At 49.8% G+C, this 24,323-nt stretch carries 15 protein-coding genes; 2 read left to right on the top strand and 13 right to left on the bottom strand.

Annotated features, from left to right (window positions below; translation table 11 throughout):
* Window positions 1-2: 2 nt before the first annotated feature.
* From H583_RS0102815 to H583_RS0102800, 4 genes are all read right to left on the bottom strand, one after another.
* On the bottom strand, window positions 3-2,015 hold the full coding sequence (locus tag H583_RS0102815; protein ID WP_028559138.1) for an FtsX-like permease family protein: 2,013 nt from the start codon (window positions 2,013-2,015) through the stop codon (window positions 3-5).
* Window positions 2,005-2,772, bottom strand: a complete 768-nt coding sequence (locus H583_RS0102810; RefSeq protein WP_028559137.1) for an ABC transporter ATP-binding protein — start codon at window positions 2,770-2,772, stop codon at window positions 2,005-2,007. The genes H583_RS0102815 and H583_RS0102810 overlap by 11 nt, the downstream gene beginning before the upstream one ends.
* Window positions 2,773-3,079: 307 nt before the next feature.
* Window positions 3,080-4,093 (bottom strand): sensor histidine kinase, encoded by a 1,014-nt coding sequence (locus tag H583_RS0102805; protein ID WP_028559136.1) that lies wholly within the window; start codon window positions 4,091-4,093, stop codon window positions 3,080-3,082.
* Window positions 4,090-4,761, bottom strand: a complete 672-nt coding sequence (locus tag H583_RS0102800; protein ID WP_028559135.1) for a response regulator transcription factor — start codon at window positions 4,759-4,761, stop codon at window positions 4,090-4,092. The genes H583_RS0102805 and H583_RS0102800 overlap by 4 nt, the downstream gene beginning before the upstream one ends.
* 269 nt (window positions 4,762-5,030) lie before the next feature.
* Between H583_RS0102800 and H583_RS0102795 the strand changes: the two genes are divergently transcribed.
* Complete coding sequence (locus H583_RS0102795; protein ID WP_028559134.1) at window positions 5,031-5,714, top strand: class I SAM-dependent methyltransferase; 684 nt, start codon at window positions 5,031-5,033, stop codon at window positions 5,712-5,714.
* 122 nt (window positions 5,715-5,836) lie between these two features.
* On the opposite strand, the gene H583_RS0102790 is transcribed toward H583_RS0102795, so the two are convergent.
* The 7 genes from H583_RS0102790 to H583_RS0102760 all read right to left on the bottom strand — a co-directional run bounded on the left by H583_RS0102790 (window position 5,837) and on the right by H583_RS0102760 (window position 20,274).
* Window positions 5,837-6,985, bottom strand: coding sequence for a response regulator (locus H583_RS0102790; RefSeq protein WP_028559133.1), 1,149 nt, complete (start codon window positions 6,983-6,985; stop codon window positions 5,837-5,839).
* 291 nt (window positions 6,986-7,276) lie between these two features.
* The gene (locus tag H583_RS35075; protein WP_051235894.1) at window positions 7,277-11,713 is read right to left on the bottom strand and encodes an S-layer homology domain-containing protein; all 4,437 of its coding nucleotides are present in this window, start codon (window positions 11,711-11,713) and stop codon (window positions 7,277-7,279) included.
* Window positions 11,714-12,022: 309 nt separating this feature from the next.
* Window positions 12,023-13,324, bottom strand: coding sequence for a pyrimidine-nucleoside phosphorylase (locus tag H583_RS0102780; RefSeq protein WP_028559132.1), 1,302 nt, complete (start codon window positions 13,322-13,324; stop codon window positions 12,023-12,025).
* 14 nt (window positions 13,325-13,338) lie between these two features.
* Window positions 13,339-14,520: a phosphopentomutase gene (gene deoB, locus H583_RS0102775; RefSeq protein ID WP_028559131.1), complete on the bottom strand. Its 1,182-nt coding sequence runs from the start codon at window positions 14,518-14,520 to the stop codon at window positions 13,339-13,341.
* A gap of 27 nt (window positions 14,521-14,547) precedes the next feature.
* A complete protein-coding gene (locus H583_RS0102770) occupies window positions 14,548-14,943 on the bottom strand; it encodes a cytidine deaminase (RefSeq protein ID WP_028559130.1) in 396 nt (131 codons plus the stop codon).
* Between the two features lie 129 nt (window positions 14,944-15,072).
* Window positions 15,073-15,741, bottom strand: a complete 669-nt coding sequence (deoC, locus tag H583_RS0102765) for a deoxyribose-phosphate aldolase (protein WP_036708279.1) — start codon at window positions 15,739-15,741, stop codon at window positions 15,073-15,075.
* 339 nt (window positions 15,742-16,080) lie between these two features.
* Complete coding sequence (locus H583_RS0102760) at window positions 16,081-20,274, bottom strand: choice-of-anchor I family protein (RefSeq protein ID WP_245585828.1); 4,194 nt, start codon at window positions 20,272-20,274, stop codon at window positions 16,081-16,083.
* A 264-nt stretch (window positions 20,275-20,538) separates the two neighbouring features.
* Between H583_RS0102760 and H583_RS37835 the strand changes: the two genes are divergently transcribed.
* Window positions 20,539-20,670: a hypothetical protein gene (locus tag H583_RS37835; protein ID WP_281170091.1), complete on the top strand. Its 132-nt coding sequence runs from the start codon at window positions 20,539-20,541 to the stop codon at window positions 20,668-20,670.
* 5 nt (window positions 20,671-20,675) lie between these two features.
* On the opposite strand, the gene H583_RS0102750 is transcribed toward H583_RS37835, so the two are convergent.
* Window positions 20,676-22,916, bottom strand: a complete 2,241-nt coding sequence (locus H583_RS0102750) for a UvrD-helicase domain-containing protein (protein ID WP_173477133.1) — start codon at window positions 22,914-22,916, stop codon at window positions 20,676-20,678.
* A 198-nt stretch (window positions 22,917-23,114) separates the two neighbouring features.
* Window positions 23,115-24,206: a branched-chain amino acid aminotransferase gene (locus H583_RS0102745; protein WP_028559126.1), complete on the bottom strand. Its 1,092-nt coding sequence runs from the start codon at window positions 24,204-24,206 to the stop codon at window positions 23,115-23,117.
* Between the last annotated feature and the right edge of the window lie 117 nt (window positions 24,207-24,323).

Below are 24,323 nucleotides of genomic sequence, written 5' to 3'. Positions count from 1 at the left end.
GCTTATTTACTCTTTATCATGCTTTTAGCTCCAATATACGTGGCCAGAAAATAACCACCGTAGATGATGCATATAAATATCGCGGCAAAAAAGATATTGCTTGCCATGCTAACGGTTCCGAACCGGTCAACAACATCCTTTGCCAGCTTCAATCCCACTATTGAATGCAGGACAGCCAAACTTAACGGCGTAAAAAAGTAGATCCCGATTTGGATAAAGATCGATTTGTTGATCATCTTCTCCTCTGTCCCTATTTTTCTCAAAACCTTATACCTTTCTACACTATCCGCACTTTCTGATAATTGCTGAAGCGCCAAAATCGCAGCACTGGCGATCAGGAATACAAGGCCCAAGTATATTCCCAAAAAGGAGAACGTAATTGCCTGTCCCTGCCCGGAGGCATACACATCCGATTTGCTAATTTGGTGGAATAAAGCATACCCGGTTTGATCTTTGGGCCCCTTCTCTAATAAACCATTTACTTTAGCAGCAGCCTCTTCTTTATCGTTATGCTTGTACTGAATAGACAAGTAGCTGGAACTTGGTATTGGTTCCAAGCTTTCGACAACTTCATCCTGAAGAACAATCGTTCCGTAATCCCTGAGCTCATAATTTATTTCTGTGTTTACATGGATGCCATTATTGTATTTGGGTGTGAACTCCTTGCTCCCCAGCTTTATGATACGTTTGTTTTTTATAAAGTTGTTGTATGCGGTGGCCATATCATCATTATTAAAAGTCAGCACATATTCATTGGCTCCCAAAACAATTGCATCTTTTCCCTGGAGCGCCATGAGCTTGTTGTAATCCGTCAGCCTGATTGCCTTAAGGTTTCTTAATCCGAATTTCATATTGTACGTTGTCTTTTGTTTTAAATTTGAAATATCCTTGGGGTCCAGCAGCTGGTCATAAGGAACACCCGTATTGTATTGTTTATGCTCGACATATCCGGCTGCAAAATCTTTTACTTTGATACCACTATTCTCAAGTTGCTCGATCATATTACCCGATTCACCCAAATACCGTATCGTGGCATCGTAAGGTGTCTTAAATTCCAGCCCCTTGGATATCCCCTTGTTTATAGCTAGTCCTGATGATAATATCCCGATAGTTAAAAATAACATCAGACTTATTAAAGCCATGGTCAAAAAGTTTGTATTTACCTTGCTGTTTATTTGCCTTGCTATAAACAGATTAAGATTTTTAAAATAGACTTTACCGCTCGACTGCACGACCTGCATTGCAAACCCGGATAAGGATTTAAAGAACAGAAACGTTCCGGCAACCCCAAGCAGCATGGAAATATAGAAATAGCCACTGATTTCATGCAAGCCATTTTTCAAAATCATGATATATGCTGTTATCAACACAAGAATGGATAAGAAAAAAAGTATGGTAGAGAGTACTTTATTCGTCATTTTTATACTTTCATTTTTCCGTGAAGCATAGAGCAAATCGATTAATTTATATTTAGATATGGAAACATAGTTGAATAACATGACAAATAAAAAAATGATACCAAAGCAGCCAACCGTCTTTAACAATGCACTTTCTGAAAAGATAAATTGATATTCCATCCTGTCGATTGCAAACATTTTGGCTGTTAATATGGACAGTCCCTGCGAAAAAAACAATCCCAGCAACAGGCCCGCACCCAGAGAAATCGTACCTATGATAAAGGTCTCTATAAATAAAATTCTGGAGATTCCTTTTTTGCCCATTCCCAGAGTCCTGTAAATGCCCAACTCTTTTTTTCTTCTCTTAATTAAAAAATGGTTGGCATAGATGATTAAAAACCCCAGAATCATGGCTACAAAAATAGAAATGAAACCAATAAATTGTGTTACTAAATCAACAATTTCTTTTTTGGACTGGCTTATATCCATCATGACCTTTTGTGCTTCCAATGAGTTAAAGGAATAAAAAATACACACTGCAAAAGTCAGTGTCAGAAAATAGATGGCATAATCCCTGAAGCTCCTCTTAACGTTTCTTAGAGACAAACTATAATACATGGTTCACGTCGCCTCCAAGCAAGGTTACGACTTCCATAATCCTATTGAAAAAATCTTTTCTTGAGTTTTCTCCTCTTAACAACTCATTAAAAATCTTTCCATCCTTAATAAATAGGATTCTTTCGGCATAACTCGCAGTAAAGGCATCATGTGTCACCATTAAAATAGTCGCTCTCATTTCTTTATTTAACTTTTCAAAGGATTCCAAGAGCATCCTTGCCGATTTTGAATCCAAAGCACCAGTGGGTTCATCCGCCAAGATTAACGATGGTTCAGTGATGATCGCTCTAGCCGCGGCTACTCTCTGCTTTTGTCCTCCGGACATCTCATAAGGAAATTTATTCAAAACTCCCGTGATCTCCAGCTTTTTCGCTACGGTTTCTACTAATGTCTTTATCTCTGCAAGCTTTCTTTTTTGAATCGTTAAAGCCACGGCTATATTTTCGTAAGCAGTAAGGGTATCCAGCAGATTAAAATCCTGAAATATAAAGCCAAGCTCCTCCCTTCTAAAGGCGTCCAATGCGTCAGCTTTCATTCTGGTTATATCCTTGCCATTTATGACAATACTTCCGGTTGAAACATGATCTATAGTGGAAATACAATTAAGCAACGTTGTTTTCCCGCTTCCTGAAGGACCCATTACTCCTATAAAGTCACCTTTTTCAACCTCAAAACTGATATTGTCAACAGCTTTAGATATCGTTCCCTTCTTTCCGTAATACTTTTCTACATTCTCAACCTTTAAAATAGGTTCCATTTTTTCCTCCTGCGATATTAGTAATATGTGAGTATTTTATTTATGATTGTTTTCATGTACTTCACAGGCTTATTGTAAGCTCGCAGGGTAATACGTCATATTGAAGTGCATGACTTTAATCTTTCAATTTTGAAAGATATATAAGTTGATGGACAGAATAAACGTCGATAGCCAGCGATCGAATCACACGTCGGCCCTGCAGGACATTCATTCGTTCAACTTATATAGAAAAAAGGTTCAAATAAAAAAAGAGTCCAGGGAAAGCATGTGGCATACTCTCCAGACTCTAACCTAACATTTATCCATCCTAATCCATAGTTGAAAAATTCCCCACAGGAAAAATGATACTTATTTTAGTTCCTGCTCCCTTATCGGACACGGCGTTCATTCCCAGGCCTAATTTTTCAGCAAGTTTATGGCAGATATACAGCCCCATCCCTGTAGACTTTCCAAATATCCTGCCATTTTCTCCGGTAAAACCTTTGTTAAAGATTTTATTCAGGTCCGTTTTTGAAATCCCTACCCCATTATCTTCGATGATCAAGGTAATATTCTCTTGATTTCTTTCAGCATAAAGACTGACTTGCGCCTCTTCTTCCTTAGCATATTTAATCGCATTGGCTACGACTTGATTGATGATAAATTCAACCCATTTTGCATCATTATAAATATGATAATGTAAATCACCCAAGTTTAACTTGATTTTTCTGTAGATAAAGGATTTTGAGTTTTTCCTTACCACATTTTTAACAGAATCCATTAAACAAAATTTCTTTATAATGTAATCTTCCGAGGTATTCGAGCTTCGTGCATAATATAAAACCTGTTCCACATGCTCTTCAACTTTATTGAATTCCTCTTCAATCTTTTTCGTTACTTCATTTTTATTATTTTCAATAATAAGCTTGCCTGACGCAATCGGAGTCTTAATTTCATGTACCCAGGCCTCAATATATTCTCTATATTCCCTTTCCTTCTTACTGTATTCTTTTATATGTTCATGCATGTCCCTGTTTGTAGCCGTTATAATTTCGTGAAGCACCTTGCCGTCAACAAAATCCGGCTTATTTATGATTTCACTTAATAAATATTTCTTGTCTAAATCATATAAACTGCCGAGCAAGTGGTTATAATATTGACTTCTTCTTATATAGTCATAAATCAATAAGTATAAAACAGGAAAAAACCATACACACAAGGTATATAAAATAAAATAGCTCTGTACGCCCATAAAATAAAGGAATGACGACAGAGCAAAGGCTGCTATACTATTTATAATGAGAAACAACAATTTTTCTTTTAAATACCCCATTTTGCTCATTCGAGTATATACCCCAATCCCCGCCTTGTTTCAATCATTTCTCCAATTCCTATTTCATTCAGCTTTTTCCTGAGTCTTGTGATATTGACGGATAAGCTGTTATCATCTGCAAAATAATCCGCGGACCATAGATATTCCATCAGCTCTTCGCGTGTCACAATATTCCCTTTATTTTTTATCAAATAAGCCAATACTTTCAGCTCATTTTTTGTAAGCTCCAATGTCTTTTCCTCAAACATGATGCTTCCGTTAGCCAGATTTAGCTGTAAACCTCTACAGGTTATCACATCTGCATCTTTTACATGATCGTATGTCCTCCGTAACACAGAAAATATTCTTGCCAATAGAATCTGTGTATTATACGGCTTTGTAATAAAATCATCAGCCCCCAGATTCATGCTCATCAGCTCGTCAGCTTCACTATCCCTGCTTGTCACAATGATAATGGGCACTTGTGATTTTTTTCGGATTTCTCTGCAAATGTAGTACCCGTCAAAAAAAGGCAGGTTGATATCCAGAAGAATCAAATCCGGATTTCCCGAATTCACGTATTCAATAATATTGTTAAAAGAGCATGGGGCCTCTACCGTATAGCCATACCTGGATAAAAGTTCTCCCAATTCCAGTCGAATGGTTTCAGAATCTTCAATAACTAAAATTTTATACATGCCAGGTCTTCATCCTTTGATTCTTTAATTTAAACGATCCTGAGTTGTCTTGAATCCTGCGGTATATCGCTTCCTTCTTTCCATGGCTTTAGTATAACTATTTAGCAGAAGCATGGCAAAAAAGCGAAGCAGAACAACCCGAACCGGAAGAAGCGGTTTGTCACATTTCACTTATAGGTATTATCTATAAAGTAAATGGTTTTTATATATTTCACTCTCATACTTATCTTCTTTACAATGAAAGCAACCTGATTGAGGAGGATGACGCGATGAATTTATATATCAAACAGTTATTTGATTCCAATGCCAGTCACTATGATCCTGAACGGAGACAGTTGATCCCTTGCTTTGATGATTTTTATGGTATGGCCTTGTCGCTCGTCGAGAGTGATAACCCGGCCCCCCGTATTCTCGATTTGGGTGCAGGAACCGGCTTGTTCTCTGCCATGGTGCTGCAAAAGTACCCGGATGCCCATCTGACACTGGTTGATCTGAGCGATAAAATGATGGAGGCTGCACAAGCCCGTTTCCATCAGAACCCCAATATTGAATATATTGTAGCGGATTATACCGCATATGATTTCCAGGGTCCCTATGATTTTGTCATCTCGTCCTTGTCCATCCATCACCTGACACATCCATTGAAACAACAGCTGTTCTTCAGAATTCATCACCTGTTGCAGGACGGAGGCTCATTTATTAATGCCGACCAGGCCGCGGGCCACACGCCACAGGCAGATGCCTATTACCGCAAACGCTGGCTGAAATCCGTATACGGCAGCGGATTGGCTGAAGCCTCTATACAAGCTTCAATAAAGCGGAGAGAGCTTGATATTAATGCGAAGCCGGAGGCCCAGTTGAACTGGTTGAAGCAGGCTGGCTTTACGGATGTGGATTGTGTATATAAAAATTTCGAATTTGCTGTCTTCTATGCCCGCAAGCATAATGAATAGCACGATGAAATAATCAAAGACCGCATCATGCCAGGCTCGGTTCACGCATGGTACGGTCTTGGGCTATTCTTATTAAGATTCAAACATGCTACATACGGTCGCAAAAATAAGCATGGCGGTCCCTAACGTTGGGCAATACCCGGTCCCCGCTGCCATTTCTCATACCACTGGACAATCGGATCACTGATTGAGAGCTCCATTTCGAGTTCGAGGCGTGAGCTGAGCAGCCAATACTGTTCTTCTACCGCCGGCCGGTTACCTGCTTCCGCATACAATTTCATCAGATTAAAATAACTCTCTTCTTCCAGCGGGTAAAGCTGCTGCACCATAAGGTTCATCCTTACTGCCGAAGTAAAGAGCCGATGGCCGGTATAAAATTCAGTCAGACGATGGATGTGATGCAGCCACAGACGACGCAGCCGCTCCCGCTCATGCTCAGCCCACAAGTAGCCGTACTCACCGAAATAATCGCCCTTATACAGGCCCAGTACCCGCTCATATTGCTCTGCTGTATCCCTGCCAAGCGGTGGCAGAAGCTTTAGCTGCTGCTCCCATTCCTCCGTATCAATCCGTACATCGCCTATATCCAGCTTATAGCCTGCATCCAGCCGGCCTTTGGTAATTGAAATATTTAGATCCATCGTCTTGAGCATACGACGAATCAAATAAATCGTTGTATACAGCTGTGTTGCTCCGCGCTCCGTATCACAATCCGGCCATAGCAGCTCAATCAGCAAATCACGGTTGACCATCTTATCCCGGTTGTAAAGCAGATAGGCAAACAACTCCTGCGCTTTTGTTGTGCGCCATTTGATTGTCGCAGGCTCCTGCCCGGGGAGCTGGAGCTGCATACTCTGAAAGCAGGTTAGAATTGGCTGTACATTGTGAACCTGCTCTGTCTTCGGCGTATTCAGGCGCGTTCTCAGACGCTCCATCGTCTTGTGAAGCCGTTCCGGATGAACCGGCTTCAAAACATAGTCCAGCGCGCATAGCTCGAATGCCTGTACTGCATATTGGTCATAGCCTGTTACAAAGACGATTTCAACAGACGGCAATTGGGCCTGAATCTGCTCGCCCATCTCCAGGCCATTAATTTCCGGCATATTAATATCCAGAAAGACGACGTCCGGCTTCAGCTTTTTGACCATGTCAATGACCTGAAGCGGGTTGGTATACATGCCGGCAACCTCGACATTTTCCACAACCTTCTCCAGCGTTCTTTTTAATTGCATTAACGCCAATTTCTCGTCATCGACCAGTATCGCTCTCATTCGATTATCCCTACCTTGCTATCTAATCTTCCTGATTTAGCATGAATTAATCGATTCTGGAATTGCTATATGTAGTCTATCATTAAATAAAAACGATGCCTAGTTTTCCCATCTATAATCTATAAATTGTTCGCTTGCGTCTATAATAACGGGTTAGACTCATCTGCCCAAAAAAAGGCAGCTGCTATATATTTTAATCGATTCCATTCAAAAGAAAAACCTTCTTGCCTATATTCCGCAGAAATGAAATTAAAAAAATCCCCGCCAGATGGCGGGGTAAATTAAGGTTACTTATTTATGGGCAGTCCACAGCTCTCCGCCTTCTTCACGGGACATATAGCCGTGATCCGTAGAAGCTTCTTCAATATCAAAGTATGCCGGGTGACTGGCATTAGCATCCGGCCAGCTTGGCGTTGGCATCCCATACAGCGGTCCGCGGTTGAATAGACGGTTCAGAATCGTCACCGCTTCAGCACGAGTCAGCTCCTGGCCTGGCTTGAATGTTCCGTCTGCAAGAGCCGGCATCAGGCCTGTCCCCTTAATTGCCGCAATCATGCCGCTAGCCCAATGTGCATCAGACACATCTGCAAAGCCGACTGTTTCGTCCGATTTGGCAAGCTTCAGCTGATTGTAAATTACAGCTGCCATCTCAGCGCGGGTAATGCTGCCGTCCGGCTTAAAGCTGCCATCCGTATAGCCCTTCATCAGGTCTGCATCGCTGGCCTGGACGATCAGCTTGCTGGCCCAGTGTGCGGAAGATACATCCGCGAACGCTTTGCCTTTCAGCTCATTGTCCTCAAACCCGCTCAGTCTGACCAGCATAGCGGCCATTTCAGCACGGGTCACGCTTTGGTCCGGACGGAACTTCCCATCCGGGTAAGCATGAATATAAGCCTTATGTGTGCCCGCATCATCAGCTTCGCGGTGCACAATGGAGAGCGTGCCGAACTTGTCGGTAGCAAATCTCAGCGCCTGCTCACCATTCTCCAGCGTTACAATCTCAGGCTCAACCAGGGATTTCCCGCCATTTTCATGCTCGATATATACAGCCAGTTCCTTGAGGAACGCTGCACGCTCTGCAGAACCGCTTGGCAATTTGACACCTGTAAGCGGCAAAGTTACGGTAACCGGACGATCTGTGAGGTTCGACTCCATCTTCACAGGACGGGATACGACCTTCACTTTATCTGTTCCTGCGAGCTGCTGAACCTCCTCAGAAGTCGCCACGCGCTGCTCAAGATCGCCACGCTGCTTCTCATCTTTGACCGGGGTCAGGCGGAAATAGATTGCATCGCCTACACCTTCCAAAGAACTGCTTGGCAGCTTGACTGTACCGTTGCTCGAATCAATCTCCAAATCGAGCTGGCTGTTTTTCAAAATGCTGATTACAGACGAAGGCACATCGACCTTAACCTCGCTTACCTCATCCTTGGCATCCGGCAGAACAATGCGGACAGTCTTCTCTGGCTGGCCTGCCGCCTTGTCAGCTGCGGCCTGTACTTTCTCAGATGTCAGCGTCACCTGATCAGTCAGTCTGCCGTCTTCATGCTTGGTGCGCTCCAGATCAACCTGGACTGCGCCATCCTCATTCTCCGCCCCCGTCACTACATCAACTGTAATGATCTGTTTGCCGCCATTGTTATTCGGATTCGAATTGCTGTTGGTTGGCACAGACGGTCCTGAAGGGTAATATGGCGCAGGCTTCAAGCCCTCTCTTGCTTCTTTCAATTTGCTGAGAGCAGCCGCCACTTCGGCTGGGACAGGGTTGGCCTTGTCCAGCACGATTTTCGCCTCAGCCAATGCTGCTTCAAGCGCTCTCCAGCTGTCAGTCGAGTAACTGGCCCGTGTCAGCTTCTCAGCGATAATCTCATCGTATTTGGCTTGCAGCTCCGTCTTGTCTACCAGGGCAAGGCGGGCAGCATCCAGTTTCTCCCGTGCCGCATCGGCAGCAACCTGAGTCGTATTCGGATCATTCAGTACAGCATGGGCTTCTGCCAGAGCTTCTTCAAGCGTCTGCCAGGCCTCCGGAGCATAGTCCGCCTCTTCCAGCGTCTCAACTTCATCTACCTTCGCTTGAAGCGCCTCTCTGTCAACCAGTGCTTCACGTGCGGCTTTCAAGTGTGCCAGTGCAGCATCAATTTGCTGCTGAGATGCAGAAGGGTTGTTCAGCACCTGCTCCGCACCAGCCAATGCTTCCTGAAGCACCGTCCAATTGGCCGGCAAGTAGTCCGCTTCCTGCAATTCGTTTACCTCATCTGTTTTCTGCTGCAAGGCATGCTTGTTCACCAGCGCGTCTCTCGCCGCGTTCAGGCTCGCTTTGGCAGCATCAACTGCTCTTTGGGTCGCATCATCGTTGTCCAGTACTGCCTGGGCATCATTAAGCTGCTGCTGCAAGGCATTCCAGCTTGTCTGCGTATAATGCTCCGGATTCAGGCTTTCAGCCTCAATGCGGTTTTTGGCTCCGCTCAATCCGTCCTTGTCTACCAGCCCTTGGCGGGCAGCATTCAGCTTGCTCAGGGCATCTTTCACATCAACCTGAGTCGCCTCAGGATCGTCCAGCACCGCTTCCGCATCATCCATTGCATCCTGCAGAAGCTGGAAGTTCTCCGGTGTGTAATCATCCGGATTCAACGGCTTCAGCTCAGCAACACGTTCTTGCAGTGCAGTCTTGTCTACCAGAACTGCTTTCACCTCATTCAGTCTGTCCAGCGCTGCATCCGCCTCGGTTTGGGTAGCTTTGTCATTAGCCAGAACAGCATCTGCCGCATCCAGCGCAGACTTCATAGACTCCCATCTGTCCGCATCATACTGATTCGGCTTCAGCTTGTGCAGATCATCCGTACGACTTTGCAGGGCCGCCTTGTCTACCAGACTGGCTCTGGCTGCATCCAGCTTGGCAAGCGCAGCATTAATATCGGATGGCGCAGCATCACGATTGCTCAATACATGATTAGCCTCGGCAAGTGCGTTCTGAAGCTTCTGCCAGTTCTCCGGCTTGTAGTCCGCTTCTGCCAGGTTCTCGTTGCCAATGGCAGTTACCCGGTCTTGCAGTTCCTTCTTAACTACCAGCGCTGCCCTTGCAGCCGTCAATTCGGCCAGTATAGCATCAACCTCTTTTTGCGAGACATTCGCATCTGCCAGGGCTTGAGCCGCCGCTGCCTGCGCTGCCTCAAGCGCCGTCCAGCTGCCCTGTGTATAGTGGTTCCCGTTCAGGGCTTCTGCAGCAATTTCAGACTGCTTCGCTTGCAGGTCAGCCTTGTCTACCAGCGTATCCTTGGCAGTATTCAGCTTGCCAAGCGCTTCATTCACCTGCTCCTGGGTTGCATCGGGATTGGACAGCACCGTTTGCGCATCTGTTATAGCCTTTTGCAGTTCGGCCCATCTGGAAGGTGTATACTCACTCTCATCCAGACCGGCATTGATAATTTCACTCAGCTTATTGCTCAAAGGACCTGTTGCTACAAGATCAACGAGTATCAAGCCCGTATCCTTATCCAGTTCAGCATCCTGCAAGGTAACACTAATTTTGCGTTGTCCGCCTTCAGTTACAGATGTATTCTCGTAGCTGACGAGCTTGGCAACATCCTGTACAACCAGTTTAGTGACCGAATTGCTAAGCACACGCACATTGTCAATGTACAAGGAAGCCCCTAGCGCATAACCGCCTGTTCTGTCATAGGATCCCGCCACAAATCTGAACTGGTAGTTGCCGTCAGCCGGGATGATCCCGCGGGAGGTCGTCCAATTTTGCTTAAATCCCCGCCCGTACATCAGCTCTGTATATTGCTCGGTATCCACATTATACAGAAAGCCGTATACTTCATAGTCGTCTCCGCCGTTTTCAGCCTTCCAGTCAAAAGCCAGGCTTTCCCCGGCTGAAGCTTCAAACGGGGTGCTTACGGCATCAGGGCCAAATACAGTTCCGTATGCATTGTTCGCATTTGAACCGCTCACAAGGTTGCCTGAGAACCACAGTCTGAGAATCTTGTTGTCATTCTCGGTATTCACAGTGGCGTTGAAATTACCTGCACCATTCAAATTTCGTTCCACACCCTCGTTTCCCCAGGATGCCCTGCCGCCGGGTACCGAAGGACTGTAATTAAAGTCGGTAGAAAAAGAATATGGTTTTGGTGCTCCATTATTCACAACATTTCCGGAAACGGTATAAGGACCAGTGCCGGAAACCGTTACCGGCTTCCCTTGGGTTTTAGACGCCAGAGCGCCCAGAGTTACTTTGGACTTTGTAATCGTCCATCCGAAATCAGAGCCGCGCTCAAAATCCCCGTTCACCAGCGGAGTGGCAAAATCTATCTGAAGCTCTTTGCCTCCCTGCCCGTTATTTACGGAGTTGATCGAACCCACCTGCTTGGCAACTGTGCCATTGCCAAGATACACAGCGTCCCCTACGATTGAAATCGCACCTGCTGTCTTGTCCGGGTCCTGTACCCGTTTAACAGACAAATTCTCGCTTGGCTTCGCGTCTTCCACCTTGAATTTAATGAAGCCGCCGGAGAATGTGCCATCTCCGTTAACCTTCACATCCGGGGCCAGCGTGACCGGATTATGCCCTCCGCCATAAATAACCTTGCCCAGGTCTGACAACTCCGGCCCGGCGGCAGCAGACGCATAGCGAGGACTCCAGGCCGCAGACAAGCTGGAGGCCATCATAGTTACAACCAACAGCAGAGCCAGCCGCTTAAACCAATCCGATTGGCATTGTACTCTCATACTTCTAACCCTTCCCTTCTTGACCATTTGCAAATTTGCGATCGGCTTGCTTCATTTCCCAAAACTTCGGCTGATTCTCTTCCTGATGTGCCTGTGTGCCCCCTTTTTCCGATGAATAGCATAGTAATCCGCCTGACAACAACCGACAGATTTTGACTTTATTCTCTCAGAGGAAGTATAGCAATCCGACCTATACCAAACCTATACAACCATCCCCTTTGCCGCCGGGCAGCTCCAGTCAACTTCCTGAAGCACAAAAAAGGAGCACCCCCGCCTTAAAGACAGGGATACTCCTTCCCGGTAAAACTCCTATTCCGTTATTTCCGCATATACCAATACCGGTGCTTCTGCATGGTCACGAATATGAATATTGGCGCGGATCAGCTCGGCAACCTCAGCAACATCTTCTGTATTCGCATGAATCGTTGCCAGCGGCTCTCCTGCCTGCACCGCATCCCCGACCTTCCGGTTCAGCATAATGCCGACCGCCAGGTCAATCTGCGAATCTTTGGTTGCCCTTCCGGCCCCCAGCAGCATCGCGGCTCGCCCGATCTCATCGGCTACAATGCCGGCTACGAAGCCGTCTGTGTGCGCCTTGACTTCAATTTGATGGGCCGCCTGCGGCAGCTTCTCCGGATGATCAACGATCGAGGGATCGCCACCCTGGCTGGCTACGAATACCTTGAATTTCTCCAGCGCCTTACCGCTGCGGATCGCTTCCTTAAGCAGCTCCTCGGCATCCTCCAGCGATGCGGCCTTGCCTGCAAGATACACCATCTGCCGTCCAAGCGCCAGGCACAGTTCTTCCAGATCCTTCGGACCCTTGCCCTGCAGCGTCTCGATGGCTTCCTTCACTTCAAGCGCATTGCCGATTGCATATCCGAGCGGCTGGCTCATATCGGAGATGACCGCCATTGTCTTGCGTCCGACACGGTTGCCGATGCCAACCATCGCCCTTGCCAGCTCCTCTGCATCCTCTACAGTCTTCATGAAGGCGCCTGCGCCGGTCTTCACATCAAGCACAATGGCATCGGAACCGGCTGCAATCTTCTTGCTCATAATGGAGCTGGCGATAAGCGGGATCGACTCCACTGTCGCAGTTACATCCCGCAAGGCGTACAGCTTCTTGTCCGCAGGAGTAAGATTGCCGGATTGTCCGACGACGGCGATCTTGTTCTTGTTGACAAGCTCCACGAACTCTTCAGTCCCAATCTCGACATGAAAGCCGGATATCGCCTCCAGCTTGTCGACCGTGCCGCCTGTATGCCCAAGCCCCCGGCCCGACATCTTCGCTACCGGGATATCCAGGGCAGCCACAAGAGGCGCCAGTACCAGGGTCGTCGTATCTCCGACTCCCCCGGTTGAATGCTTATCGACCTTCACGCCTTCAATCGCTGACAGGTCGATCGTGTCACCGGAGTGCACCATCGCCATGGTCAGATCTGCCCGTTCCCGCTCCGTCATGTCCTGAAAGAATACTGCCATGGCAAAAGCGCTGACCTGGTAATCGGGAATTTGATCCTTCGTATATCCGCCGATAATGAAATTGATTTCCTCTGTGGACAGCTCGCGGCCGTCCCGCTTCTTCTGGATCAGATCGACCATTCTCATGGGGATGCCTCCTTTTACTTCAACTCATTCAAAAAGCTTGTGCCATGCTCCGGCAGCTTCACCCCGAAATTGTCGGCTACTGTCGCGCCAATATCGGCAAATGTGCTTCGCAGCGGCAGCTCTTGGCCGCCGTTCTTGAAGCGCGGGGAATACACAAGCAGCGGGACATACTCACGCGTATGATCTGTACCTCTGTAGGTCGGGTCATTACCGTGATCCGCCGTAATGATGAGCAGGTCATCCCCGCTTAGCTTCTCCAGCACCTCAGGAAGCCGCGCATCGTATTCTTCCAGCGCCTGACCGTAGCCTTGAGGGTCGCGGCGATGTCCATAAACGGCATCAAAATCGACCAGATTCAGAAAGCTCAGTCCCTTAAACGACTCATCCAGCACCTTGATCAACTGGTCCATGCCGTCGGCGTTGGACTTGGTGCGAACCGTCCGGGTCACACCCTCCCCGTCATAGATATCATTGATTTTGCCAAGCGCAATTACGTCAAGCCCGGCGTCCTGCAGCTCATTCATGACCGTACGGCCAAATGGCTTGAGCGCATAATCATGCCGGTTGGACGTCCGTTCAAAAGCCCCGGGCTTGCCGATGAACGGGCGGGCAATAATCCGGCCGAGCATATACGGGTCTTCCCGCGTAATCTCCCGGCAATATTCACAGATGGCGTACAGCTCCTGCAGCGGGACAATTTCCTCATGCGCCGCAATTTGGAGAACTGAATCCGCAGACGTATAGACAATCAGAGCACCTGTCTTCAGCTGCTCCCCGCCCAGTTCGTCTATGATTTCCGTCCCGCTGGCCGGCTTGTTGCCAATGACCTTGCGTCCGGTGTGCTCCTCAATCCTGGCGATCAGCTCATCCGGGAACCCGTCCGGAAAGACCCGGAAGGGCGTATCAATTCTAAGGCCCATAATCTCCCAGTGGCCGGTCATCGTATCCTTGCCGCTGGAGGCCTCCTGCATTTTCGTATAATATGCCAGCGGCGTGTCTGCCTTGGCAATTCCTTGAATATCCTTAATATTGGACAGGCCCAGCCGCCCCATATGCGGCATATTCAAGCCGTCTGTCGCCTCGGCGATATGTCCGAGTGTATCCACACCATAATCGTCAAAATCAGCGGCATCCGGCGCTTCGCCGATACCCGCTGAATCCAGTACAACGAGATGAACCCGCTGGAATGTCGTCATGAATCAAGCTCCTTTCCTGCAAGCAGGCTATGCCTTCATATCACCAGCCCGGAATGCCCCCGGCAGCAGCTCCGCCATCGTCCATTCTTCGGTATGCCCGTGAAGGTTGCTCAGAAATATCCGGGTATGCTCATCGCAAAACTCCGCCAGTACCTGCCTGCAGGCTCCGCATGGTGATACCGGTCCGTCCGTGTCGGCCACAACCGCGATCGCCTCAATTTTATGCTGCCCCTCGGATACCGCCTTGAAAATTGCCGTCCGCTCCGCACAATTGGTCAGTCCATAAGAGGCATTCTCAATATTGCAGCCCTGATAGACTTGCTTGTTCCCTGCCAGTACAGCCGCGCCGACTGCAAAGCCTGAATACGGAATATAGGCCTGCTTCCGGGCTTCCAATGCCTGCTGAATTAATTGGTCTTCCATCTTCATTGCGCATCCTCCTCAATAGGGTCCACTTCCCCCGCAAATTCACAGTTGCCAGCCTAACAAACTGGCCCCTCTGATGTTCTGCGGTTTTATGCTTAAGACGGTTTCAGTCGTTCTATGCCTTGCCTAATAGGAAGAATCAGACTGCTGGCCCTTTATAATTTGTACACCTGAGCTGCATCCGAGCCGCGAAGCCCCGGCCTCGACCATCGCTTTAGCATCGTCATAGCTGCGTATTCCCCCGGAAGCCTTGACGGACATTTCAGGCTTGATCGTACGACGCATCAGTGCTACATCCGCTGCAGTGGCTCCGCCCGTGGAGAAGCCCGTGGACGTTTTTACGAAGTCTGCTCCGGCTTTCGCAGACAGCTCAGAAGCCTGTACTTTCTGCTCATCAGTGAGCAGGCTCGTCTCAATAATAACCTTCACAAGCGCCTTGCCCGCCGCGGCCTCGACAACTGCACGGATATCCTGCTCCACCACATCAAGCTGCCCGCTCTTCAATGCGCCGACAGGGATGACCATATCGACCTCCGTGGCGCCGTTCTCAATCGCATCACGGGTTTCGAAGGCTTTGACCGCGCTGGTCGACGCTCCTAACGGGAAACCAATCACCGTGCACACTTTGACCGGGGTTCCCGCCAACTGTCCGGCTGCAACCTTGACCCATGCCGGGTTCACACATACGGAAGCAAAGCCGTGCTCCTTGGCCTCCTCTGTCAGCTTGATGATCTCATCTTGGGTCGCATCAGCCCGCAGCAGCGTGTGATCGATCATACCAGCCAAATTATTCATGACTACCGCCTCGTTTCTGGAATAGATTTCGTTCGTATATGCTCATTCTACCATGTCCCCAGTGATTATCCAAAAAGGCGGAAAAGGTGTAAACAGCTGTGCTTTTTTGGACAGTCACAGCATCCTTTTACATCCGAATAGAAGCTGCAATAGCCCGATAATCGTCTGCCTCTGGCGGCTCTGAGAGTAGCCAAAAGTCCCGGCAATTTGGAAATACACATGTCTTCCCAAACTGTGTGCCTCTTATAAACGCCCGTATTATAAAGAGCCTCCGGCGTGTATTCAGCCGGAGGCTCCTTCATCAAGGCATGTTCAGTAATGAATGCGGAGAACGTACGATTATTTCATCAGTTGCATGATCAGTGCCAGCATTTTCGCTGCCTCTTCACGGGTGGCATGGTCCTTCGGCGCAAAACTGCTGCCGCCCCCTGCACCCTGGCTCTTGCCGGCTAAAATTCCGGCCTGCTGCATCGCAGCGGCCGCGTCCTTGGCATAGTCCGCGATAGCCGACTGGTCTGCGAAGGCTGCAGCGGGATGATGCTTCGGAAGCTCCACCTTCATGGCATCCGCAAAGCGCTGGAGCATAACAGCCAATTGCTCGCGGGTAACCGGGGCATTCGGATTGAACTTGCCGTCTGCCGCCCCGTTCACAATGCCATGGGAAGCAGCCCATTGCACTGCATTGGCGTAGTAAGCGTTACGGCTTACATCGGAGAAGCCGGCGCCGGCCTCTCCGCCAGCAGTTCCGTCAAGTCCCCCGATGCGTGAGAGAATCAATGTAAAATCAGCTCTGGATATATTCGCTTTTGGCGCAAACTGTTCGCCGCCTACTCCTTCAATAATCTGTCTGGAAGACAGATAAGTAATGAACGGGGAAGCAAAGCCTGACCCTGTATCCGTAAAACTCTTTTTGTTATACCCGATTACAAAATCGGAGGCATGATTTACGGAGAAGATGACTTGTCCGGCTGTTTCATTAAATTGACCGTTGCGAACCAGCTCCAGCCCGCCCTTGCTGTCCTGCGCATAAATAATAATTGCTTGCGGATCTTCATTTGCCCCGCGGCTGTATGGAATGCTGACCTGAACAAGTCCGCTTCCAAATGCGGTAACCGGCTTGCCGTCCTTCGCCACTGCCAGCTCATATACCGGGCGGCCGTCTGCCGCTCCCGAATTCGTCGGCGCGTTCGTGCCCGAAGCTTCCCCGGTAGGGTTGACAGCCGCTGCCTTGCGGATCGCCAGTGCTACCTGCTTCGTATCCGTCCCTGCTGCAATGGAGGCCAGTGCCGCCTTGTCAAAAGACAAGGAGCCAATATCAGTCTTCACGTTTACTTCCGCCACACCTTCGGATACAAGCTTATCGAGCGATGCTTTTGGCAGACGCACGACTGCCCCGGTAGTTCCAGCATCGGATTTAAGCGTGACCGTAAGCACTGATGTGCCGCCTTCTGGTGTTGCCGCCGTCAAGGTCTTGAGGGCTGCGTCCAGCCCGGCAGCCGTAAGTTCCGCTGCTGCTTCCCCGGAATTACCCTTGGCGGCGTTCACTTGCAGAGCGGCTGTCGTCACTGACCCTTCCGTTTTCACCGTGGCCGTGCTTTCACCAGTTGTACCCGTTCCGCCCGTCGCATTGCCGCCTGAGCCCCCACCAGGGTTGGAAGGGTAATATGGCGTCTGGCCCGACACCGTAACCTTGCTTTCGGCAATGCCGTATCCATCCCCGCTAATGGCTGTAATGACGGCTGTTCCTTCAGAAACTGGCGTCACAATACCACTCGCATCCACCTTGGCAATTTTGCTGTCCGAGGAGGACCAGGTTACAGCCTGGCTGCTGTCTTCGATCTGGCCCGATACAACAGCCGAGAGCTTCGCGGCTGCTCCCCCTGCCTTTAGGCTAAGCTCTGTTTTGTCCAGTTCCACCTTGGTCACATTCATTTGATAGACCGCAACTGTACCGCCTACCTCATGTGCGACAAGCAGCAACGGTAATCCTGTCGGGCTCATGGTCGCCGGAATGAACTCCAGGCCTTCAGGACCTGTGTCCGTATCCAGCCCTTTATTAAACTCTCGTGTATTCGTATAGTTGGCAAAACGGGCCTTGTGCGGGTCCGTCACATCATAGAACATGACGCCGCCAATGCGCTCAAGTCCGGTGAACGCAAAATATTTGCTGCCGACCTTGCCTACCTTGATATCCTCCGGCTCCGGCCCTTTCTTCGTGCTGCGGTTGTCCATCGTCACATTGTCATTGCTGACATTGAAGTAGCCCGGGAAACGCTCTGCAGTAATGCGCTCGAAATCATTGCCGCTATCAAATACCTGCTTCATTGTCTTGCTGTCCCAAATGGAGAACGAGCGGCCGCCATACAAGTAGATGCCGTCATTACCCATATCGCCAGCTGCATCCAGCTTGTCATACTTGTCTGTTGCAGCCAGGAACTTCGCCGCAGCTGACTCGGGATTAAGCTTGCCCTTCAGTGCTCCGACTGAGCTGCCGTTCTTCCGGCCCGCCCAGTCTGTTGCATCGCCTTCATTGGCAGTAAAGATGTATGTCGTCCCGTCAATTGTTTTGGACGCTACGCCATCAGGCATATACATCCCGAAGAACGGCGCGTTTTCCAGCTCAATTGTGTTGTTACGGGCCATATCAAGGCTGTTCTGCGGCAGGCTCAAATCCTTGTACCCCAGCCCCTTAACCGACAGTACCTTGCGCTCTGCAATATCGATGGAAGCTACGGCATTATTCTCCTGCAAGGAGACATAAGCAAGCTTGCCGTCCTCGGAGATCGTAATGTATTCCGGCTCCAGATCAAATATGGCGTCAGCCTTCGTCCCTTTTCCGGTAATCAGTCCCGAACCATCCACAGCGCCGCGGATATGCACCAGATCGTCAATGAGCTCCGGATTGTCAAACTTCACATGCTTGACCGAATTGTCTTTCGTGTCGACGATTGTGACGCTGCCCTCCGGATCGGCTGCGCCTGCACCGCCGCGCGGCTCCGCCTCATCCGCTGTCAGAATATAACGCCCATCCGATGTGGAGGTAATCATATCCGGCTGAATGCCAGCCTCATACGTGCGAATCAGCTTGCCGGCATAGTCCAGGATAAGAATTTTGCCGTTCTGGTTCGGATCGGCATGCTGCACAGCAACGGCTACGCGTTTGGCTGTTGTATTGATATCTACACTGGTCAGGTCCCCATAAACAAACGCCGGATCATTCTCTTCAGCAATTGCTTTGACATTGACGGTCCCTGACTTTGCCATATCCCCGGACTGCTTTAGTGGAATGATATCGAGACTTGGCGGGTTGGTCGACCCGTTCACCAGATACAGGCTGCCGTTATCCTTGTTATACTTGACGATTTCCGCCACGCCGCCATCCTTGTTCGTCACCCCGACTTTATACTGGGCGATCTTCGTGACGCTGAACAAATCCTTCGCAAGCTCTGTCTCCGGCTGCGCGGGACGAATGACAAGGGTAAGCTCCTGCTGCTTCGTCACAGCCGGGGCAGCGTTGTCTGTGACCGTGACGGTTACCGTGCCCGTACCCTCCGCCTTCGGTGTACCGGAAATGATTCCCGTGTCCGCTTCAATGCTCAATCCTTCAGGGAGACCTGTCGCGCTAAATCCGTAAGCCGGTTTGCCGCCTTTGACCATGATCTGTGCCTGATATGGATTGCCCGCATTTCCGTCAGCCAGCGCTGCCGTAACAATGCTCAGCTGCTCCGGAAGAACGTCGCCATCCTTCCATGCGCCATCCGCGCTGCTGCGGGGCTTGTACAAAGCCAATTTGTCGCTTGCCATTTCAAAATATTCGACCTGCTGAAAGTCTGTTTTGTTATTGTCGGAGTCCTTCATCGCTGTACGGCGGATCGCCTTTTTCTTAGACGTTCCTTCGGCCGAGCCTGCAGGGTAAGCCGTCTCAAAACCGTCGATATCGCTGTCCTTGTCATTGCTTGCAGTTCCAATCATATCGACGTAGCCCTCAGGCATCTGTGCGAACGGATTTTTCAGCTCGCCGGGGAGCTGGTCCGTATTGTTCAACAGGACAACCTTCATGCCCTTGTTATTCAAATAAATATCCCAATTCTGATCCGCTTTGCCAGTCAGGTCCAGATCGAGCTTTTGTGTCGCTCCCGGAATATTCGTCGCCTTGCCCAGCACGAGGAAGGAAGAATAGGCCGGAATCGTGCCGCTCAGGTCAAGTTTTTTCCAGTCTCCGGTTGGACCATTTTTCGCATTTGAGCCCCGGTCGGCATATTGGAGGGACCAGCCTTGCAAATTTATCTCTTTATCTGTCGGATTATATAATTCAATAAAACCATGGGATATCCGGATGTCGGAATCGCCTTCCAGACCTCCGCCGTAAACCTGATTGATAATGATATGCGGAACCGCTACATCATAATGTCCGTTCGTATCATACGGCGTTCCAGCCACGGCAACATCTGCGCCATACACCATGGACGCCGGACTAACGGTGACAAGCAGGCTGGACGCTGTTATTTGGCCGGCCAGCAGTATTGCTGTCATTGTTTTGAGCTTCTTTTTTCCCATATCGCTCAGGTTCACTCCCATTCAGTAGTAATGTTTCAACTACCGATTATAGAAGAGAAGTATTATCCCTGGCACAGATTAGAATTAAGGCAATGTAAATGGTTTCGCGGATTATGTACATTTTCCTATATCCGGTTTATCTTATTTATAAAACGGGGGTCAGTCAGCCGGGAATCAGAAACTTCTATACTCTAATTGGGAAATCAGATTAATGCGGCACATGAAAGCGGGGTGAGTGCAATGATCATACTCTACATATTATTGGGGATTATACTGCTGGGCATTGCCAGCATGGATGCCCATCTGCGGGCAATCCGCAGCAGCAACAATGAAATCGCAGAACTGCTCAGAGAGCAGAGCAAGTCCCGCTAGCTTCACTAAGCCGGGACCTCTCTGCTGCCCTTCGCCATTGGCGCCTGGCATAGCGGACATTCCTTGGCTTCCAGAGCCTCTTCCGCTTCACCGATCCTTGTCCAGGCCTTGCACGGTTTGCGCGTACAGAGCCAGGCTGGCACAGTAACCACCTGCTTGCCTGCCTGTGCTTCCCCGCTCTGGAACGGAGCCAGGACAAAGCGCGACACCGGGGCCTTCTTGCCGCGGTACAGGGATGGAGAGCTGATCAGCAGCTCCTCGCGGGCGCGGGTCACGGCTACATAAGCAAGCCGCCGTTCCTCCTCCAGCGCACTTTGCAGCTTCTGCAGGCCGCTTTCCTTCGTGTAAATATCCTTCATCCGGTCGGCCTCCAGCGCCGAGCTGTGCGGCAGGCTCCCTTCACAGGCGCCGATCAGCATGACGACCGGGAACTCCAGCCCCTTCGAACGATGAATCGTCATCAGCGCTATCCGGTCGCCCTGCTCCTGGCTTTTGCCTGCAGCATCTTTGCTGCTTTTCAGCTTCACCTGACCGATAAAATCAAGCAGCTCCGGGATTGTCCCGAATCGCTTGGCGGACGTCTCCAGCTCGTCCAGCAGCTCCCTTTGCAGCTCTTTGTGCTGGGTCATCTTGTGATTTTCGTTCGTTTCAATATAAGCATCATAGAATTGCCTGCGTATGTATGCAATTGCCTGCTCCGGCCTCATCGGCTTGAGCAAGCGGATCAGCGCAAGCCGTTCCTTGATTTTCTCCTGCTGAAAATCTCTCAATCCGGGCAGCGACTCCAAATAGATAAGCGGCCCCTTCTTCGGACGGGCCTGATCGTGGGCGCGAACATGTGCCATCGCCCGCTCCCTGTTGAGATAGAGGGACGGCATAATACTCTCCATCGCCTGAAAATCCCGACGGTCCTGCGACAGTCGCAAATAATCGACGACAGGCTTCACCAGTCCGTGGTCATAGAGCAAGACCCCTTCCCCGTATTCAATGTGGGGAATATCCTGAAGCATCAACTGCTCCAGCAGGGCACGACTATTGCTCGCGGCGCGGTACAGGATGGCAAAGTCGCCATATGAGCGCCTTCCCTCTGCTACCTCCTGTGCAATATAGCGGGCGATATGCTGGGCTTCCTCGTCTGATGTAACCGGACGTATATATTGCGGCTGCTTTGGCCCCTGGCGGGTCGCTTGCAGCGTCTTGGCGCGTCTTCTCACGTTATGACGGATCATTTCATTCCCCAGTCCGACAATGACTGCAGTCGAACGGTAATTAATATCCAGAGTCACAACCGCAGCACCGGGATACAGCTTCTCGAATTCCAATATAAATTCGCTCTTGGCCCCATTGAAAGAATAGATCGTCTGGTCATCATCCCCGACGACCATCAGATTGCGGCGCGGCTCTGCGAGCATCCGGACCAGCTCGTACTGAAGCTCATTCGTATCCTGGAACTCATCTACCATTACATAGTGAAATCTGTCCTGCAGCGACCGCAGCAATCCGGGATTGTCTTTGAGCATCCGGTGTGCGATCAAAAGTACATCGTCAAAATCGATCTGCCCGTTATCCTGCTTCCACTGCTCATAGCGGAGCAAAATCCGCTTCATATCCTGCTCGCCCGCCGTTGTCTCCGGCATATCGGAGACAGTCAGCATATTCAGCTTGTAAGAAGAAAGCAAGGAGATCAGCGTCTCGGGCTGATAGGGCCCCTGAATGCCGAGCTCCCGCATGATTTGCTTGAGAAGGATATGCTGGCGCTGTGTGCTGCTGAAAATATCCTGTTCCACTCCCTGGCGGCGTATCAGCTGGAGGAAGAAAGAATGGAATGTGCGCGCATGAAGCTGGGCTGTCTCACGTCCTGTCACTCCGGGCAGCGCGGCAATCCGCTCCCTCATCTCGGCTGCCGCCTTGCTGGAGAAGGTCAGCAGCAGCATGCGGCCAGGAGGAATACGCCGGACGAACAGCATATATCCCGTCCGGCAGATCAGCATCGTCGTCTTGCCCGCCCCGGCTCCGGCCAAGGTCAGCAGCGGTCCTTCGGAATGCCGGACTGCCTGAAGCTGGGGCGCATTCAGCTCAATGCCGATACGCTCCAAATTTCGGAAATAGCCCGCATCCGAGTCCTCCGCACTTACCAGTTGCCTTGTGGTGGCCAGCGAAGCCAGCTTCGCCTCCGGAATCTCATTCTTCGCCGCCCCGGAAGGGGTCCGGGAGACTGTTATCTTTAAAGTTGCATCCGTCATCATCCATCACCTTTTCCCGCTGCAGTCATTGTGTCGGGATATTTCACTGCCTGTTTCTATGATTACTATTTTAACACAAATGAAGTTTTCAGCGCGTGCGGCCTGCCAATGTTCAGTTGTTGTCCAGCAGCACCGATTACGCAAGACAGCCCCGCTCCAGTAACGGGCGGGGCTGTCTGTCAGATAAACGTCAACGCATGATTAGGAAGTTGCGGATACAGTCCCCTTCAGCTCCATTACCCAGCCGAACGGATCTGCCAGCTCACCGCGCTGAATGCCGGTCAGTTCATTGTACAGTCTGGCGGACAGCTCGCCTGTGCGGCCTTCGCCGATGATCATCTTGCGGTCTTCCCAGCTCAGCTCGCCTACAGGGGAAATAACCGCAGCCGTTCCCGTACCGAATGCTTCAACAAGACGGCCTTGCTCTTGTGCCTCGAACAGCTCCTCAATGGAAAGGCGTCTTTGCTCAACTTCTACGCCCCAGCTTTGCAGCATTTGAATGACAGAATCACGGGTAATGCCCGCAAGGATACTGCCGTTCAGCTCTGGTGTGACCACCTTGTCGCCGATGCGGAAGAAGACGTTCATGCTGCCAACCTCTTCAATATATTTGCGGTGCACGCCATCCAGCCACAGTACCTGGGAATAGCCTTGTGCAGAAGCTTTCTCCTGTGCCTTCAGACCCGCTGCGTAGTTGCCCGCTGTCTTCGCTTGGCCAACACCGCCTGCAACTGCACGCACATATTCGGATTCCACATGAATCCGCACCGGGTGAATGCCTTCGGCGTAGTAGGAGCCTACAGGTGACATAATAATCATGAATTTATATTGGCGGGATGGTGCAACACCGAGCAACGGCTCTGTAGCGAATACATAAGGACGAATGTAAAGGGAAGTCCCTTCCTCATTCGGAATCCAATCCTGGTCAACCAGAACGAGCTGTCTGAGCGCCTCAAGCGCCAGCTCCTCGTCCACATCCGGAATACTCATACGCTCGTTGGAGCGGTTCAGACGCTTCAGGTTCTGCTGCGGACGGAACAGCAAAATGCGGCCATCCGCTGTGCGGTACGCCTTCAAACCTTCAAAAATAGTCTGTCCATAATGAAAAACCTTCGCCGCAGGGTCCATCATAATCGGCTGGTATGGCAGGATTTGCGGGCTATGCCAGCCTTTGTCCGCATCATAATCCATCATGAACATATGGTCTGTAAAGCAGCTCCCGAAGCTGATTTTATTTACATCCGGCTTAGGTCTTTTTGTCGTCGCAAGCTCAACTGAAATTGTTTGTGCCATTTTACGCAACATTCCTCTGTCGATAGATTTGTTAGTTGAATGATATCAATTCTTCTCGTATATTGAAAATATCTGTTTTATAGACCTATTATACCTTGAAGGTATGATGAATGGGGA

Source organism: Paenibacillus pinihumi DSM 23905 = JCM 16419 (genome assembly GCF_000422505.1).
Lineage (GTDB): Bacteria > Bacillota > Bacilli > Paenibacillales > Paenibacillaceae > Paenibacillus_D > Paenibacillus_D pinihumi.
This window is presented reverse-complemented; position numbering and strand designations above follow the sequence as displayed.

Excerpts from the sequence above, each read along its gene's own strand:
- H583_RS0102745 (WP_028559126.1), bottom strand. The coding sequence starts at position 24,206 with ATGGCACAAACAATTTCAGTTGAGCTTGCGACGACAAAAAGACCTAAG.
- H583_RS0102750 (WP_173477133.1), bottom strand. The coding sequence starts at position 22,916 with ATGATGACGGATGCAACTTTAAAGATAACAGTCTCCCGGACCCCTTCC.
- H583_RS0102795 (WP_028559134.1), top strand. The coding sequence starts at position 5,031 with ATGAATTTATATATCAAACAGTTATTTGATTCCAATGCCAGTCACTAT.
- H583_RS37835 (WP_281170091.1), top strand. The coding sequence starts at position 20,539 with ATGATCATACTCTACATATTATTGGGGATTATACTGCTGGGCATTGCC.
- H583_RS0102810 (WP_028559137.1), bottom strand. The coding sequence starts at position 2,772 with ATGGAACCTATTTTAAAGGTTGAGAATGTAGAAAAGTATTACGGAAAG.
- deoC (WP_036708279.1), bottom strand. The coding sequence starts at position 15,741 with ATGAATAATTTGGCTGGTATGATCGATCACACGCTGCTGCGGGCTGAT.
- H583_RS0102780 (WP_028559132.1), bottom strand. The coding sequence starts at position 13,324 with ATGAGAATGGTCGATCTGATCCAGAAGAAGCGGGACGGCCGCGAGCTG.
- deoB (WP_028559131.1), bottom strand. The coding sequence starts at position 14,520 with ATGACGACATTCCAGCGGGTTCATCTCGTTGTACTGGATTCAGCGGGT.
- H583_RS0102760 (WP_245585828.1), bottom strand. The coding sequence starts at position 20,274 with ATGACAGCAATACTGCTGGCCGGCCAAATAACAGCGTCCAGCCTGCTT.
- H583_RS35075 (WP_051235894.1), bottom strand. The coding sequence starts at position 11,713 with ATGAGAGTACAATGCCAATCGGATTGGTTTAAGCGGCTGGCTCTGCTG.
- H583_RS0102790 (WP_028559133.1), bottom strand. The coding sequence starts at position 6,985 with ATGAGAGCGATACTGGTCGATGACGAGAAATTGGCGTTAATGCAATTA.
- H583_RS0102800 (WP_028559135.1), bottom strand. The coding sequence starts at position 4,761 with ATGTATAAAATTTTAGTTATTGAAGATTCTGAAACCATTCGACTGGAA.
- H583_RS0102815 (WP_028559138.1), bottom strand. The coding sequence starts at position 2,015 with ATGTATTATAGTTTGTCTCTAAGAAACGTTAAGAGGAGCTTCAGGGAT.
- H583_RS0102805 (WP_028559136.1), bottom strand. The coding sequence starts at position 4,093 with ATGAGCAAAATGGGGTATTTAAAAGAAAAATTGTTGTTTCTCATTATA.
- H583_RS0102770 (WP_028559130.1), bottom strand. The coding sequence starts at position 14,943 with ATGGAAGACCAATTAATTCAGCAGGCATTGGAAGCCCGGAAGCAGGCC.